The sequence below is a fragment of the Jejuia pallidilutea genome, from assembly GCF_002973595.1.
GTDB classification, from domain to species: domain Bacteria; phylum Bacteroidota; class Bacteroidia; order Flavobacteriales; family Flavobacteriaceae; genus Jejuia; species Jejuia pallidilutea.
The window spans coordinates 34,188-50,486 of sequence record NZ_PVEO01000004.1; the positions used below are offsets into that span (position 1 = coordinate 34,188).

At 34.6% G+C, this 16,299-nt stretch carries 13 protein-coding genes; 5 read left to right on the forward strand and 8 right to left on the reverse strand.

The window, feature by feature from the left end; all coding sequences use genetic code 11:
• Nucleotides 1–8 precede the first annotated feature (8 nt).
• The 5 genes from CLV33_RS07980 to CLV33_RS08000 are packed head-to-tail and all read left to right on the forward strand — an operon-like array spanning nt 9 to nt 3,837.
• Nucleotides 9–590, forward strand: coding sequence for a conjugal transfer protein (locus CLV33_RS07980; RefSeq protein WP_105473458.1), 582 nt, complete (start codon nt 9–11; stop codon nt 588–590).
• Nucleotides 590–1,435 (forward strand): hypothetical protein, encoded by an 846-nt coding sequence (locus CLV33_RS07985; protein ID WP_105473459.1) that lies wholly within the window; start codon nt 590–592, stop codon nt 1,433–1,435. Before CLV33_RS07980 ends, CLV33_RS07985 begins: the two co-directional genes overlap by 1 nt.
• Before the next feature lie 50 nt (nt 1,436–1,485).
• A complete protein-coding gene (locus tag CLV33_RS07990) occupies nt 1,486–2,100 on the forward strand; it encodes a conjugal transfer protein TraK (protein WP_105473460.1) in 615 nt (204 codons plus the stop codon).
• Nucleotides 2,090–3,025 carry a conjugative transposon protein TraM gene (traM, locus tag CLV33_RS07995; protein WP_105473461.1) on the forward strand — a complete coding sequence of 312 codons (936 nt, stop codon included), beginning with the start codon at nt 2,090–2,092 and terminating at the stop codon, nt 3,023–3,025. The genes CLV33_RS07990 and traM overlap by 11 nt, the downstream gene beginning before the upstream one ends.
• Before the next feature lie 17 nt (nt 3,026–3,042).
• A complete protein-coding gene (locus tag CLV33_RS08000; protein WP_105473462.1) occupies nt 3,043–3,837 on the forward strand; it encodes a DUF4138 domain-containing protein in 795 nt (264 codons plus the stop codon).
• Between the two features lie 307 nt (nt 3,838–4,144).
• On the opposite strand, the gene CLV33_RS08005 is transcribed toward CLV33_RS08000, so the two are convergent.
• From CLV33_RS08005 to CLV33_RS08040, 8 genes are all read right to left on the reverse strand, one after another.
• Nucleotides 4,145–5,044, reverse strand: coding sequence for a glycoside hydrolase family 16 protein (locus CLV33_RS08005; RefSeq protein WP_105473463.1), 900 nt, complete (start codon nt 5,042–5,044; stop codon nt 4,145–4,147).
• Nucleotides 5,045–5,056: 12 nt separating this feature from the next.
• Nucleotides 5,057–8,242 (reverse strand): glycoside hydrolase family 2 TIM barrel-domain containing protein, encoded by a 3,186-nt coding sequence (locus CLV33_RS08010; RefSeq protein ID WP_105473464.1) that lies wholly within the window; start codon nt 8,240–8,242, stop codon nt 5,057–5,059.
• 74 nt (nt 8,243–8,316) lie between these two features.
• Nucleotides 8,317–9,801, reverse strand: a complete 1,485-nt coding sequence (locus CLV33_RS08015; RefSeq protein ID WP_105473465.1) for a glycoside hydrolase — start codon at nt 9,799–9,801, stop codon at nt 8,317–8,319.
• 231 nt (nt 9,802–10,032) lie between these two features.
• Entirely contained in the window at nt 10,033–11,511 is a 1,479-nt protein-coding gene (locus CLV33_RS08020; RefSeq protein WP_105473466.1) for a family 43 glycosylhydrolase, read from the reverse strand.
• Nucleotides 11,495–12,322, reverse strand: a complete 828-nt coding sequence (locus tag CLV33_RS08025) for an alpha/beta hydrolase (protein WP_244906406.1) — start codon at nt 12,320–12,322, stop codon at nt 11,495–11,497. The genes CLV33_RS08020 and CLV33_RS08025 overlap by 17 nt, the downstream gene beginning before the upstream one ends.
• Nucleotides 12,312–13,775, reverse strand: a complete 1,464-nt coding sequence (locus CLV33_RS08030) for a sulfatase (protein ID WP_105473468.1) — start codon at nt 13,773–13,775, stop codon at nt 12,312–12,314. The genes CLV33_RS08025 and CLV33_RS08030 overlap by 11 nt, the downstream gene beginning before the upstream one ends.
• Nucleotides 13,776–13,791: 16 nt before the next feature.
• A complete protein-coding gene (gene rhaT, locus CLV33_RS08035) occupies nt 13,792–14,832 on the reverse strand; it encodes an L-rhamnose/proton symporter RhaT (protein WP_105473469.1) in 1,041 nt (346 codons plus the stop codon).
• 28 nt (nt 14,833–14,860) lie between these two features.
• Nucleotides 14,861–16,297 (reverse strand): L-fucose/L-arabinose isomerase family protein, encoded by a 1,437-nt coding sequence (locus CLV33_RS08040; RefSeq protein WP_105473470.1) that lies wholly within the window; start codon nt 16,295–16,297, stop codon nt 14,861–14,863.
• Nucleotides 16,298–16,299: the final 2 nt, after the last annotated feature.

The following is a 16,299-nucleotide window of genomic DNA, read 5'->3' on the forward strand; positions in this document are numbered from 1 at the left end:
CTAAAATTATGAAGAACACTATCAGGAAATTATTGTTTTCTGCACTATTTGTAGTGCTAATCGGAAGCAACGTTTCAGCCCAGGGAATGCCTGTGTATGACAACACAAATTTTATAGGTCTCGCCAAATCCTTGGTGGAGTCTGCGAAACAAACATCGGAGCTTTTAAAAACGGTTCGATTTCTAAAAGAGCAAAAAGAACGCATCGAACAGGTGAGCAATGTAATCAAGCAGCTTAAAGCAGTTAAGGAACTATACCGAAACAACCAAAAACTCTACAATATGGTCCAAAATGATTTAAGGCAGATTCTTAACTCGCCATATATAAAGGGAGATGAAGTCCATCGCATATCGGAATCTTTCAATACCATTATAGAACGCTCTGTGGAGGACTTAGATTTTGTATCTGAAATATTGTCCAGTAACAATCTCAAAATGACAGATGCCGAACGTGCCGTATTTCTAAAGCAAAAGGAATTACAGTCCAAGGAAATGGTCGCTGAAATTACACAAAAAACAAAACGCTACAGAGAGATTATTTCGTTTAGGGAAATGCAAAATAAAATCAATAACCGAGAAACCAATTATTGATGATATCAGGAATAGCTTTAAGTATTGGACTCGAATATGTGGATGCGGTATTCACTACCATTAAGAACAGTGATTTTGCGCAATATACTATTACAGGTATGAAAACCTTGGCGGTGCTTTTTTTTCTCATCAACGTACTGAAGAAGTATAATGAGGGTGTTGCAAATAAAGACGGTTATACATGGGGACTAAGTCCAGGGGAACTAGCCAAGAACTTTGCTGTGGTCATTCTCGTAATATTCTCAACCCAGGTCTTGGGCGTATTCGATACCGTATTGGTCGCCATAGAATCACAGTATAGGGACACGGCTCCGGCACTCCTCCCGCTTCAAATGCAGGATATTGATATCGAGCAGGATGTGAGTGCTTTGGAAGCCGCCACAAAAGCAATGTCATTGCTTTATGAGGCACTTGTAACACCTTTGTTCGGACTTAAAATCATAGCGTTTATTCTTGGGTTATTCCTTTGGCTATTGGATCTGTTTATTTATCCCCTGTTTCTGGCTGAGCGCTACTTTTTATTGGGTATCATGCAGGCTTTTTTTCCGTTGGTCATCAGTTTAGCGGTATTTGAGAAGTTCCGGAATTTGGCCTATAACTTTTTTAAGCTTTATGCCGGTGTGTATATGTTAGTTCCCGCTTTCTTTCTGGTCAATGTATTTGTGAACAATCTCTATACCGAGGTCAATACCAATTTTTGGTCAACATTATTTGGGACAGACTGGGGCAGTCAGTTTTTTGCCCCGGTCATCCAATTGGGCTCTATCGGATTTGTGGTACTGCTTAAATTCAAGCTTTACAAAAAAGCTACCTCATTTGTATTCAAGCTCTTTAGTGGTGGATAATGTATTTTCATAAAAGATACATTCAGAAATAAAAAAATGAAAAATATATAATGAAAACTCCTTATAAAAATATTTACAGCGTTTTGAAAACAAACCGCTTCATTGTACTTACGGTAGTTATCGGAGCGATGCTCACCAGTATGTTTTCGGTTTTCCTCGTGGTGAAACTTCACGGAGAAACGATCAATAGTGCTTTTGCAATTTCTAGCGAAGGTGATGTTATCCCTTTAAAATTGGTTTCACAACACGAAAATTTAGAAGTGGAGGCCTTGGCACATTTGGAGCGTTTCCATACTTATTTCTATAACATAAACGCGAGTAATTTTGAAAAGAACTTGGAAAAGGCCTTATGGCTAGGCAATAGTTCAGTGGACGCCCTGTACAGACAGAAAAAAGCAGATGGGGTCTATAATAGATTGCTTCAGTATTCGCTGGTGCAAAAAGTGTTGGACATAGAATCAAAAGTTGCTATTGAAAAAGTGCCCTACAGGTTTGAGACGAAAACTGTATTTGAGATCAATAGGGGCACAATTACAGATACCTACGAATTGATTACCACGGGAAATATGGTTCATGTTGACAGGAACTTCCCAAACAATACTCATGGATTGTTAATCACTAATTTTTTTGAAAACACCTTAAAGAAGATCGATTATGAAAATTGAAAAGAACAAAATTGTCTTTAGTGCTGTATTAGCATGCATCCTGCTTTTTCTAGCAGGATATACCATGCTGATATTGAGTGAGGATGAAGCACCGACCATACAGAACAACCAAATTCCATTACCGAAGCTGGAGGAGGGCCAAAAGGAGTACAATTCCAAATTGGATGCCCTGAACGATTTAAAGGAGGTTAGAGAGACCAATGCCCCAAGTATTTATAACGAGCGGCTGTTGGATTCCACAGGTGTTTATGACCCTGATTTGTTGGACAAGGAGAAGATGCGCTTAGTGGATAGTATATACAATGAGGGACGTATTAGCTATTCTTATGGCAACTCTAGTGATTCGATATTTCAAACTGAACCCGTTCAGATTAAAAGGGATTCAATTGTGGAAATATTTAAAGAGGATATAGAAATTGTGGTCAAGGAACTGGAGTTGGCGCATCAATTGTTTTTTGCTTCAAATCCATTAAATAACGATGACCCTAAACAAGAACAAACCGATTCCATAATATATGTCCAGGTTGATGGTACGCAGACTGTCCAAACCAATTACCGTTTACGGATGCGGTTAACCGAGCCAGCAAAAATAGATAATAAAATGTTCCCCATAAATACTTCTGTCTACGGTTTTGTCACTTTTAAACCCAATCGAACCATTATCAATATCGAAAATATTAATCACCTCCCCGTCCAATTAAAGGCTTTTGACCTTCAGGATGGAAGTGAAGGTGTTTACATTGAGAATAGTTTTCGAGATGAAGCCAGACAAGAAGTTATTGGTGATGTTGTAGATGATATCAACATAGCTGGAGTACCTCAGGTAAATGGTGTGAAAAGAATATTCCAACGAAACAATAAAAATGTCAAGGTTACCATCACCGACAATTATAAACTTGTATTGAAACCCAATAACCACAAATAATCCTATAAATAGAAAAAATGAAAACATATATAGTAATTATACTGTCAATATATTCAAGCTGTGCATTAGCACAAAAAACTCTAGATACAATTTATGCCAATGAAAATAAAAATGTAGCCTTGTTTTTTCCAGAACCCATACGACAAGGTATTACGGGCTCTCAACATTTTGTGTTCACTTATAATCGAGAAAAAGAGCAGTATTTTGGTTTGCTACAAGCACAACCTGGAATGGAAAGTAATCTACTGGCCATTACAAGTAAAGGTAGTATTTATTCTTATATTCTGAAATATTCTGATAAACTACCAAAACTGAATTATTTTATTAATCAAAGCGAAAGTATCGGTAGCGAATTTTTGAATAAAAGACAGCAAAAGCCAGAAATTCAGGCGATAGACAAAAAAATCAAAAGGATAAATTATTTTCAGAAATTCAGTGAATATTTGTTGGGTTCAAAATCGGACAAGTTGGCGATTGAACGTAAAAAGGGGATAAAACTAAAATTACATAAAATGGTTTATAAAGCTTCTGAAGTCTATTTGGTAATGGAAATTGAGAACTATTCTGGTATAGATTTCGAGATTGACTACTTGAATATCTATAGAGTCAATGGAAATAGAAAGCGGAAGGCCTCATATCAAAAATTACAGCAAGAAGCAGTTTATAGATACAAAATGCCCAATTTTGTCTCAGATAAGAAAAAACAGCGTTTTGTGTATGTGCTTCCCAAATTTGTTTTAGGGGAGGATGAGAAACTACTGATTGAGCTGAAGGAGTTGAATGGGAGTAGAAAAGTTATTATGATAGATTGAAACGTTGCTCACAAAAATTATTTGGCATCTCAAAGAGATGCTTTTTTTGTTTACACTCATTTGAATTCAATAAAATTGAGATTGATTTAATAAAGATTAATTGATGATTTTGTAGTATCTTAGTACAAAATAAATTAAGTTATCTCAAAGCAAAAGTTACCTATTCGGTTACCTGTTTTGGAAAAACAAAGTAACTTACTCATAATGAGCGGTGTGAAAAACTATTGTTAGTTCTGTCATCCCGACAAAAGATATATTTTAATTTACCTAAAAAGTATACTTCAAGTGTGCTTTTTTATTCAGTTTATTATACTCTACTTTTTTTCTTGTATACTCTTACCCAATCTACATACATGTACTGTGGAAATATTGTTGTATCATTTGGTCGACCTGCATGAGTGCCACCTACGGCAATATTAAATAAAATAAAAAAGTTATTATGAAACTCGGACAATGTATCATCTGTAATTGGTACTGATGCAAACTGCACTCCATCAACAAACCATGAGATTTTGTCTGCATCCCATTCTAAAGTAAATATGTGGAACGCATCAGCGAATTTGCCTTTTTCTAATTTAAATATAAAATCTTTTCCAATACCTTTGTGCAAACCAAATTCATCAGCATAGTGTAGGTGTGCTTCCACCGCGGAGTCATCTTTATAGCCAAACAATTCTATAATATCAATCTCTCCGCATTGTGGCCAGGGGGTGTCGCCGCCATTTTCATTTATATTGGCACCAAGCATCCAAAATGCAGGCCAGATACCTTCTCCATAAGGAAGTTTTATTCGAGCAGATATTTTTCCGTATTTCCAAGTTTGTTTATTTGCGGTATGCAATCTTGCAGATGTGTACTGGTCTTTACCATGTACATCACTCTCGTGGATGGTCTTAATAACCAAAGCGCCATTATCAATATAAGCATTCTTTGGACTATTTGTATAACGTTGCCATTCATCATTAAAACGACCAGCTTCCACCACTTGCAAACTCCAGTTTGTAGTATCAATGTTTGGTTTTTCAAACTCATCTGCCCAAACTAGTTCCCAATTTTCATCAGGATTATATTTAAGGCTTTCTTTAATCAAGGCAATACTGTCAGTTTTTTTATTCTTGTCTAGACTTGTTTTCTTATCTTTATTAAAGCAAGAATTTAAGGTTAATAAAACTATTAATAGAACCGTATTTATCATTTTTTTTCTCATTAGGCAGTAGTTTTATTTAATTAAAATAGGTTGAATTGAATAAGTATATTCTAAATTTTCTGGAAAAATTAAATACTTTTCAAGTGGCATTGCATGCCAGCTGTCATCACCGCCAACCCCCATTTGTTTGTGGTCTATATTTATATTTACAAAATCGCGTATTGGTATATCGGTAGTATGGCGTTGTTGTTTTTGCATACCGGCATCAAAGTCAGAATTGTATTGATGATGGGCACTAAAACTAAAGTTTTTAGAAACTTTGCTTACCCTAAAACCATAACCAGTATTATTGGTAAAACTTACAGTTCTAATATCTGTTCTATAACCATTTTCCTGAGGTCTTATGTAAGGAAAATACAATTCTTCTACTTTAAATTTATAATTACCTACTAGTGCTCCGGTTTTTCTGTCCCAATAGTTTTCGTGAGGCCCACGCCCGTACCAGTTTACATTGTTATAAGCATTTTTAATTATAAAATTATTACCAAACCTTGGTATAACGGGTAAATTTGTATCTATATTATTGAGTTGATTGTTTACAATTATTTCACCATTTGTTTTTAGGGTGTAGTTAACTTTAACACTTCCATTAACTGAAGGTAAATAAATAGTTGTTGAAACATCTACCTCTTTTAAATTATTAATAGTAGTTAGCGTATTTAATGATATATGTTTTCCGTTTACTTTTACTGTAAAAGAATTGAGTTCTTGAGTATAGGTAGCTTCTTTCCAAATACCTAGTTTTTTTGGCATTCCAAAGCCAAAATCGTTATCGGTTGTTGCTCTCCAAAAATTTGGGGTTATACCTTTATGTAACATGTTGCCATAACCGTAATCTATTTTAAAAAGCTCACCATTTTTTCTATTAAACTCTATTGTTACAGTACTATTTGATATGCTTAAAATACTATCTTTTAAAGCGATATTTAAATTATTATTTGGCTCTTTATTTTTGAATTTTGGTGTAAAAGTGCCCATTCGAAATTGTTCAACAGCTACAATATGTCCTTTATCTAATAATGGTTTTTTTGTACGTGTTTTGGCATAAACATTTAGCAAATATTCGTTTTGTTTTAAATTGAGTTTTGGTAAATTAATATTTATATTACTTTTGGTTTTAGGCTTTAATGATAGTATATCTAATACCCCATTTTTTATCTTATTACCGTTTTCCAAAAGTTCCCAGCTCAATTCAAAATTATCCAAATTAGTAAAATCGTAAGCATTCATAACTTCAATGATCCCTGAACTTGGTTTTTGTGAGCTGAATTTTATATACTGATAAACTTTTTTCATTTCAAACAAGGCTGGTTGAGGTCCTCTGTCTGGATCTACCACGCCATTTAAACAAAAATTACCGTCATTTTGAAGGTCTGCACCTCCCAAATCTCCACCGTAAGCCCAGTATGCTTCTCCAGCTTCGTTTTGGGTTAATATGCCTTGGTCTACCCAGTCCCAAATATATCCACCTTGCATAATATCGTATTTTTCGATAACATCCCAATAATCTTTAAAGTTCCCTAAACTATTGCCCATAGCATGCGAATATTCACATTGGATGAGCGGACGCGTCGGATTATTTTCGGCATATTCAATCATATGATTTATGCGCCAATACATTGGTGCTTGAATATCAGTGTTTTCGTAATTCGTGGCTCCTTCATATTGTATGGGTCTGGTGGTATCCTTTTCTTTTAACCACTGGTAGGTAGCTACAAGGTTCTCGCCATTTCCAGCTTCGTTACCCAAAGACCATGTAATGATAGATGGGTAGTTTTTATCTCGCTCGTACATACGCTCTGTTCTATCTAAATGCATTGCTTTCCATTCTGGGCGGTAAGCTGGGTGCATTTTTTTTGCAGCTTCATTGTTGTCTAAACCTTGATTGGTGGTACCCATACCATGCGTTTCTATATTCGCCTCATCAATTACGTAAAACCCTAACTCGTCGCACATTCTATAGAAAAACGGATTTTTTGGGTAATGGCTACATCTTATGGCGTTTACATTATTTTCCTTCATTAACTTTAAATCTTTAATCGTGAGCTCTTCGGAAATAACGTGTCCTGCAGTTTCATCGTGATCGTGTAAATTTACGCCTTTAAAAAGCACTGCTTTGCCATTTATAAGGACCTGCTTGTTTTTAATTTCTACGGTTCTAAATCCTGTTTTTAGGGCAGTAAATTTGTCTCCAACGGTAATTATTACATTATATAATTGTGGGTTTTCAGCATTCCAGGATTTTACATTTTTAATTGTATCTTCAAAGCTAACAATTGTTTTTCCAGGTTGTAGAATTTCAGATTTTGAGAATGAAAGTACTTTGTTGTCTCCATCTATAAGCTGAACTTTAACAGTTTTTTTATTTGGCGTTTTACTCGTATTTTTTAGCTCTAGATTAATTTTAAAACTACCATCTGTATAATTGTTTTTAAGTCCAGAGTTAATGGCTACATCGTTTAGGCCTACTTTGTCTTGAGCATATAAGTAAACATCTCGTTCTATACCACTTAGTCGCCAAAAATCTTGGTCTTCCATATAACTAGCGTCAGACCAACGTAATACTTGAACAGCCAAATTGTTACTTCCTTTTTTTACATATTTTGAAATATTAAACTCAGCAGGTGTTTTACTTCCTTCGCTGTACCCAACTTTTTTACCATTTACCCAAACATACATGGCGCCACTAACACCACCAAAATGCAAAAAAATATCTTTTTCATCCCAATCTTCATTTATTTCAAAAGAGCGTTTGTAGCTTCCTACATTATTTAAGTCATGCTGAATGAATGGAGGATTCTTTGGGAAAACATAGGCAATGTTTGTATATATAGGAATACCAAACCCTTTCATTTCCCAGTTTGACGGAACTTCGATTGTGTCCCATCCGCTCAAATCAAAATCTTCCTTGTAAAAATTAGATGGTCTTAAGGAGGGATTCTCTGCATAGTAAAAATTCCATTTTCCGTTAAGTGATTGATAAAAAGGAGAATTTTTCCAATCGGTGTTTTTAATTGCTTCGTCTTTTGAAGGAAACATATAGAAGGTTGCTCTAGGTGCTTCTCTGTTTATCTGAAATATTTCTGGATTCTCCCACTCTGGGTTTTTCCATGTTTCAGAAGAATAGGTAGGTTTATTAATAACGTTATTACACGATAAGATGAAAATGCTAAACAATAGGAAAATATATTTATACATGTTGAGTGATTTTATAATATAATCGCTTTATATAATGAGATATGTTTGGTTATAAATATCTCTAACCAAAACAATTAAGGAGTGTTAAATGTTATCTTAATGGTATTTATCGAGAGAGGCTCTGTAGTTAAAGTAATATTATCTTCTGGTGTTTGGTATGTTTTTGTATCTACTAAAGCTCCATTGTTGATTTCGCTTGTGCTTGTTAGGTTATATTCACTTATTTTAAGAATATTGTTATTAGCTCCCTTTACTGTAATTGATATATCTTGAGCTTTGGTACTATAGTTTGAATAGTGAGCATATACTATATTCTGGTCCTTTTTTATAAAGGCAATAAGTTCAGACTTAGAAGGGTTGTCCATACTATAACCAATAATATTTGAATTTGCTGGTTGAGCAGAGGTTAATGCTTTAAATACATAATAATGCTTGTAAGGTATTGGTTTTTCGGCTTGCCAAGGAATACTTAGCAGCCCACCTGGATGTACTTCTACGTTGGGGTAGTTGTTTTCAAAATAAAACCAAGAGCTAACACCATTATTTACAGCGGTAGAAAATAAGTTAGATAACGACAAAGCTGCCTTAAGATCCCTGGAAGCAAAAACGGCATCTAGGTTTAGGCCATCTCCTTTAAGGGCATGCGTTTCAGATTGATAAAACATTTTACCTTCTGCTTGGTTAACAATATTTTTGAACAATTGTACATTAGCGCCATTTTCGTATTGATGTGTAGCTATAATATCAATATTATTCCATACATCAGGGTGGTTGTTTTTAAAATATTCCATATAAGTAAGGCATCCATTTGGTGAAATGGTACTGGGCCCCATAATTAAAGGCACCTTCATATTTAAAGTGTTTATTTCTGGATCATCCAACATTTCTTTAAACTTTGGTACTGCATATTTAAATACGCGAGATACAGCTTCTTTGGTATCTCCATTAAGGCCATAATGTTGTTTCCTAAAAGGTCTGTCTAAATCTGGCTCATTTACTACGTTTAATATTTCTACAGATACACCACGTTCATAAAACCCTTTAAATAATTCAAACCACCAATTAGCCAAACGGTTATATATCTCAGGATCATCAGTGTTCAAGGCTTGAAATTTTTCGCCGTTAACTGTAATTTCGTGCATTAAATCTACAGGAAATTTATTACCTACTAACGAAAACTCTAATTCTGGCCTATAAACTTTGGCTGCTTTCACATAATTGGCTCGTCTGTCAAAATACTCAGGATCATCGGATGGATAAATTTCTATGTAATCTTGAAAATATTTCATATTACAATCTTGTGCCAATAGCCTAATTGCTTCATCTTGTGATGTCTGGTTCATGCTGTAATGGTGTCCGAGAAATAAACCTATAGACACCCCGCCACCAACGAATTCGTGTTTGTAGTCTGTAACGCTTAAAACTATTTTTTTTGCAGTGTTTTCAGTAGTTTCCTCTGGGGTTTCTTCGTTTTGTTCCACAGTATCGCTACTACATCCTGATATACATATTATTAAGTAGAGTAATAATAATTTAACGGTATTATGTTTTGTTTTCATAAGAATGTTGTAAATATTTAATTAGGTTTAACATAAAAAGTTATGCTTAAAACAGTACTAGTTATATAAGCTGCATTTTTTTAAACTTAATTGAAAATGAAATTGTTGTTTATTCAAATTTACAAGTATGAAACAAATCAGACATCCTGCTCTGTCCTGAGTTTTTGGATGTCTGATCAAAAAAATTAATAGCTTTATTTGTAATTGAAGTCTATGGCCAAGGGGTTTTGTTTAAAGTTTCCATGAACCTACCCATGTTAACGGTTTTATGGTGCCATCCTTGTTAAATTGTAACGGACTGCTCCAATATTGGTAATCGTGTCCTTTTACATTATCAGACGCCGAGCCCCATAAATCTCCTACCCAAAAGTATTCATCGCCTTTTACCGTTTGTATTTTAGTTACATAACTTTGTTGTGCGGGTATAATTTGTTTTTGTGGGATATCTTGCCCCGTAATATAAAAATTAGCGGCACTATTAGGTATTTCTATAGCACCGTTAAAAAGGTTGATTTCATTTATATAAAATTCATTAAATGTATAATTATCTTTAATAGGCACTATTTTAAAACGTGTGCCATTAGTAGTGCTAAAACTTAGGGTGGTTTTTTGTTTTAATGCTGATTTTTCAATAGTTGTTTCATTTATATCCAAGGTTTCCCATTGGTTGTAATTCCATCTGTATAAATTAAAGGTTGGTTCTACTATTTTAGGGTGTACTCTAGGGTTATCTACATTTCCACAGTTTTCAGGCCTATTTCCAGTAAACTGGTGGATTTGTATTTTGCTTAATGTTTTGTTTTCTGAAAATTGAACCACTACAGCATCAAAAACGCCTTCTTTAGATGATAAAGTTTCGTAAATAGTACCTGTGGTATTGTTATTATTTAATAAATATGAAGGCCTGCCAGGATACCTATTAATGTTTGTGGTAAGCTCGTAACCCGATAGTGGATTGTTAGAGATGTATACCCTAGCACCAGAACCATAATTACAGAAACAACAGGTATAATCGGTTAACAAATAATATTTTCCGTCTTTTTTGAATTGAGTACCTGCTTCCATATGTTCGGCAATAATCCCACCATTTTTCATAGTAGATGCTGTATAGTCTTCGTTTAACTTTTCTACAGAAACCTGATGATTTTGTATGGTATTATAGCTTAAATAGCAAGTTTCGTCATCATCAACGAAAAGTCCAAAATCACCTAGCCCTACATCAGATCTGTACATTTTTACATTGCTATTTACTATTTTAAAGGGACCAGTAGGCGATTTGCTTATGGCAACACCAAATTGGCCATTCCATAATTTAGGATACCAATTATACCATAAAACATAATTTTTATTTTTTTTATTGTAAACCACATGTGGACGATAATAAACACCTTCAGGTTGGTTAGGTAATAATCGTCCTTCTTTTTTCCAAACCTTCAAATCTTTAGAGCTGTAGCATACATAATGGTTTTTTGTTGTAAAACCATTAGTATTACCATAACTAGTGCCATACCAGTAAAAGGTGTCTTTAAATTGAATAAGTCTTCCGTCGTGGGCATCTACAATGTTACCCTCTTTGTCTAACCTTGGTAACTCGTTGTTAACAGTTATGTTTTGCGCAACAACTAATTGTATTGTAAATATTATAAGAAAGTGTAAAAATAATTGCTTTTGAAGCCAATTTTTTACAGGTTTATTATTCTCTTGATTCATAATTTACTTTATTTATAAAATTGATTAATAATTGAAAAGCAGGTTGGGCCATACCTCCGTGATCGTATCCGTTTAGTTCAAAAAGTACAGTGTTTTTGTGCCCCACAACTTGCATCATCCGCATTAGGTAGGCGTTCTCCTCATAACGTCCAAGCATTTCTTTTTCTCTATCTCCTGTAATGAGCAAAAACGGTGGTGCATCTTTTCGTACATGATATAGTGGTGCAAATTCGTCTATAATTGGTTGTGTGCCATCAATCCCTTGCTCTTTTCTAATGGTAAAATGTGTTATAGTATGCCCGCTAAAAGGAGCTACTCCGGCAATAGTATTTGCATCAATATTATGCTTTTTAAGCCATTTTTTGTCTAATGCTATCATGCTTGCTAGATAGCCGCCTGCGGAATGGCCAGAAATAAAAATGCTTTTTTTGTTGCCATTGTATGTTTCAATATGCTTAAAAGCCCACGCAACTGCAGCTGCAGCATCTTGTATATAAGTTGGGTTTTTAACTCTAGGATGCAACCTGTAATTAACCGAAATAATTATTAAGCCTTTTTCTTTTAATGCATTGGGAATGAACTTGTCTCCACCCGACAATCCTCCACCATGAAACCAAATTACGGCAGGTGCATTGGTTTTTTTTAAAGGATAATAGATATCTAATACACACATTTTATTGGCATAGACATCTTGTGACAAAACGGTATCCTGATAATATTTAATGCCTTTAATTTCTGTATAATCCTTGTTTTGGGCATAGCCAAAATAGGTTATAATAAAACAAAGGTATATGGTGAATTTAGTTTTCAATATCTTTTGGCTTTTCCCCAACATAATTAGGGTTTGGTTCTGGGAAATTTGCTCCCATTGTTTGTAAAGCACTATTTAATTTATCTTTCATTTCAATAAATTTTTTAGTTTTTATATTTGCTAAATTTTTAGACTCAGAAACGTCTTCCTCTAAATCATAAAGTTCGTATCTTTCATCTTCATAAAAACGAATAATTTTCCATTTGCCTTCGCGATAGGCAGATGATGGTTTACCGTGTTGTGGGCTATAATGAGGTAAGTGCCACAATAAACCCCGTTCAGCTAAAGATTCTCCTTTAAAAATAGGTACAAGGCTTACTCCGTCCTTAGTTTTTCCTTCCGATCCAGTAACATCAATAAAGGTGTTGAATAAATCTTGTGCTATAACAGGTGTTTTATTGGTTTGATTTGGTTTAATTACTAATGGCCATTTCATTATAAAAGGTTCACGAATACCCCCTTCATAAAGATAGCCTTTACCTTTTCTAAGATAACCGTTATCGGTAGGCGGTGTGTGTTTTGCAAAAGCTGGTACTTCTTTAACAGATAAACCTCCGTTATCTGAGGTAAATACAACTAGCGTATTTTTTTCCAATCCTAATGTTTCTAGAGTATTTAAAATGCGACCTACATTTTGGTCTATAGACTCTATCATTGCTGCGTAATAAATATTGGGCATAATAGATTCATCATCATTACCTCTTTTTTTTCTGTATTTTTCAACTAATTTTTCTTTTGCTTCAATTGGCACATGCGGAGAATAATAGTTAAGACTCAAGAAAAATGTAGTGTCTTTTTGTTGGGTAATAAAATCTATAGCTTTATTGGTTAACACGTCGGTAAGATAATCGCCTTCATTGGCATCATTTTGTATTTCTGGTTTTTCACCCATAGGGAAGAATGGGTAAAAAAAACTGTTAGGTAAACCGTTCCAAGCACCTGCAATATTTAAATCGTAACCTTGATACTGTGGTGAAAAATTACCGCCGCCTAAGTGCCATTTTCCAATATGGGCTGTACGATATTGTTTTGCTTTCAATACCTCTGGAATAGTAGTATATTCTAAATCTAAATGTTGGCTTATAGCTGGGGTTTGTAATTTTTGATGTGGGCCTGCTGGTCTATTACCATGTATGTGCTCTGTGATATTTACCGAAATAGGGTGCAAACCTGTAACTAAACTTGCTCTTGAAGGACTACATAGAGGTGCTGCAGCATACCCATCGGTAAATCGTATACCATCATTGGCCATAGCATCTAAATTTGGGGTTTCTATAAAATCGTTTCCATAACATGCTAAATCGAACCACCCCATATCATCAGCAACAATTAAGACAATGTTTGGTTTTGAATTTTCAATGGATATAGTAGTCTCTTTTTTAGCTTCTTTACAACCAATGAAGAAGATAGTTGCAGTAATTAAAGACAACATTTTTTTTAAGTGATAATACATGTTTTATTTGTTTAAATTAATGTTCAACTAATTGATTTCCAACACCAATAAGGATGGTGGCTGCTACTAGTACAAGTAATCCTGTACTTAAGGTTATTATAGTTTTTTTGCTAGCACCTTTCCATTCTTTGGTAACAATACCCCATAGGGTACTGAAAAATATAATAAAAGCCATATGGAGTGTCCAACTGGCAAAATCATGCTCGCCCATTTGGGTACTTCCCATACCGTAGAACATAAATTGGCAATACCATGTAATTCCAGCAATGGCTGCAAAAAAATAATTTGTTTTTAAAGGTGTTGCAGTATTTGTATAATCCTTATAGGTTTTGTTTTTAATGTTTAAACCAATACACCATAAAAAATTAGAGGTGAGGCCACCTAAAAGTATGATAATAAACACAGGGCCATTTTGCCATAAAACAGGTGCATCGTGTTGTAATGCTAAGTCTGCAATGGGTTTGCCTGCTGCCATTCCAAAGGCAAAACATGCACTCATTATGCCAGCAAACAGTGCTACAATAACCCCTTTTTTAAGATTAAATTCTTTAATACCCACCTTTTTTTGTTCTGGAGATAATTCTTTGTCTTTTAAAATGCCTGCTCTCCCGCATATTGCAATACCAATTAAACATACCAAAATACCTAGCAATACTATTTTTCCAGAACTACTTTGTGTTAATTCTGAGAACTGACCGTTATAAATAGGAGGTATTAAAGTACCAAAAGCTGCTGTTAGTCCTAAAGCCAAAGCCATACCTAAAGACATACCCAAATAACGCATGGTCATTCCAAAGGTAAGACCTCCTATGCCCCAGAGCACACCAAAAAAGTAAGTCCAAAAAATACTATTGCCATCAATAGCGCTTAAAATATTAAAAGTTTCTGGTACAGTAATCATCGAAATGAATATAGGCGCAATTAACCAAGCAAAAAAACCGTTAATAATCCAACCGCTTTCCCAGGACCATTCCTTTATTTTTTTTATGGGTAAATAAAAAGAACCAGCAGCAAAACCTCCAACAGCATGAAAAAATATACCTAAAAAGGGATTCATAGTTTTTAAAATTTGCGGTTAGTATTGTTTAGCATACTTTTATACATTTTATATTAAAAAAGTCTGCAATTTTTTTTAGTTGAGAACCTTGGTGACCTATGCCAATAGCGCAATGATGTGAAGGACCAGCTAAAGACCATTGGTTTATAAAATCTCGAATAGGCATTTTAAATTTATACCTAGAATTAGTATTACCTATTTGAAGTGTTGGACCAGATACGGATTTGCCTTCTGCTACTAGAAAAAATACTTCTCCTTGTCCATTTTGGCAAACAGAAAGTAATGTTACTGGTCCATTAGCTACTTTCATTTGTATAGACAGCCCTTTTCCTGGTTTACCATGGTATACAGGTAAAGGTACAAGTCCTACTTTGCCTTCAGCTATTTTAAAATGTGCAGGTCCGTCATGTCCTAACAGGATTACCTCATCCTCAAAATCCATGGCATAGTATTCAGAAAAAGAACCACCACAGCCCAAAATGTCCATAATTTTCATGGCTTGAACATTTTTTATTTCACACTCTCCAGCAACGGGTACATTACTTCCTGTAAGCAATGTAAACCCTGGAATTAAAGAAGTTACTACATTTTCATAACTGGTATCTCCATTACCTTCGTAATAATAAGCCATAGAGCCCAACTTGTGTTTTTCTACCAACTTATCTAATGCCACCGAAGTTTTAGCTGCCCTATGAAGTTCCTCTTTACTACACTCTGGGGAAACGTTAAATACCTTGTTGAATTCCTCTATTTTTTCATTGACTTCATTATCAGAAACTTTGTCCCTAATAGCCTTTAATGTGCCAAATTCCATAATTTCAAAATGGTTACCAAAAGTGGCTGCCTGTTGTGTTAGATCGCTGTATACGTCAAGCATACCATTGTAGTAATGCCCTAAGACACCAACACGATTGTGCCGCATGGTTTTTACAACTTGTATGGCTTTAATATATTCTCTAACCTCTTGCCATACGTAATCTTCTTTGAGATAGCCAGAAATAAGTGTAAATTTTATTTTAGCTCTATTAAATACACTGGCCAGCTCTGGTGCAACACAACTTTGGCAATGAGCAAGCCACTCTCCCGTCATTTTGCCACGGTCTTCCATGGCGTTTATTTTATCGTAATCAATAGCTTTTACTGGCTGAAGATTTAATACTATTAGAGGAACATGGGTTTTTTGTGCTATGGGAAGTACATTGTGAGATAGCGCATAGGTTGATATAAATAGAAAGATGCAGTCTACATTTTCTTTATTGAATATAGAAGCCACGTTATTTGCTTTGGCTGGAGAGTCTACCATTCCGGTATTTATAACGTTTACGCCGTTATTCTCAATATTTTTTGCTATTTCATTTTGATAGCTAATGAGTCTGTCTAATAAACCATCAAATTGCCCCCAATAGGTATCTAAACCAATGCCAAAGAGCCCTATTTTTAAATTATTCTTTATTTGATTCTTCATCT

Bases quoted from the DNA above. Each gene is read 5' to 3' on its own strand.
- CLV33_RS08015 (WP_105473465.1), bottom strand. From the start codon at position 9,801: ATGAAAACAAAACATAATACCGTTAAATTATTATTACTCTACTTAATA.
- CLV33_RS08010 (WP_105473464.1), bottom strand. From the start codon at position 8,242: ATGTATAAATATATTTTCCTATTGTTTAGCATTTTCATCTTATCGTGT.
- rhaT (WP_105473469.1), bottom strand. From the start codon at position 14,832: ATGAATCCCTTTTTAGGTATATTTTTTCATGCTGTTGGAGGTTTTGCT.
- CLV33_RS07980 (WP_105473458.1), top strand. From the start codon at position 9: ATGAAGAACACTATCAGGAAATTATTGTTTTCTGCACTATTTGTAGTG.
- CLV33_RS07985 (WP_105473459.1), top strand. From the start codon at position 590: ATGATATCAGGAATAGCTTTAAGTATTGGACTCGAATATGTGGATGCG.
- CLV33_RS08020 (WP_105473466.1), bottom strand. From the start codon at position 11,511: ATGAATCAAGAGAATAATAAACCTGTAAAAAATTGGCTTCAAAAGCAA.
- CLV33_RS08005 (WP_105473463.1), bottom strand. From the start codon at position 5,044: ATGAGAAAAAAAATGATAAATACGGTTCTATTAATAGTTTTATTAACC.
- traM (WP_105473461.1), top strand. From the start codon at position 2,090: ATGAAAATTGAAAAGAACAAAATTGTCTTTAGTGCTGTATTAGCATGC.
- CLV33_RS08040 (WP_105473470.1), bottom strand. From the start codon at position 16,297: ATGAAGAATCAAATAAAGAATAATTTAAAAATAGGGCTCTTTGGCATT.
- CLV33_RS08000 (WP_105473462.1), top strand. From the start codon at position 3,043: ATGAAAACATATATAGTAATTATACTGTCAATATATTCAAGCTGTGCA.
- CLV33_RS07990 (WP_105473460.1), top strand. From the start codon at position 1,486: ATGAAAACTCCTTATAAAAATATTTACAGCGTTTTGAAAACAAACCGC.
- CLV33_RS08030 (WP_105473468.1), bottom strand. From the start codon at position 13,775: ATGTATTATCACTTAAAAAAAATGTTGTCTTTAATTACTGCAACTATC.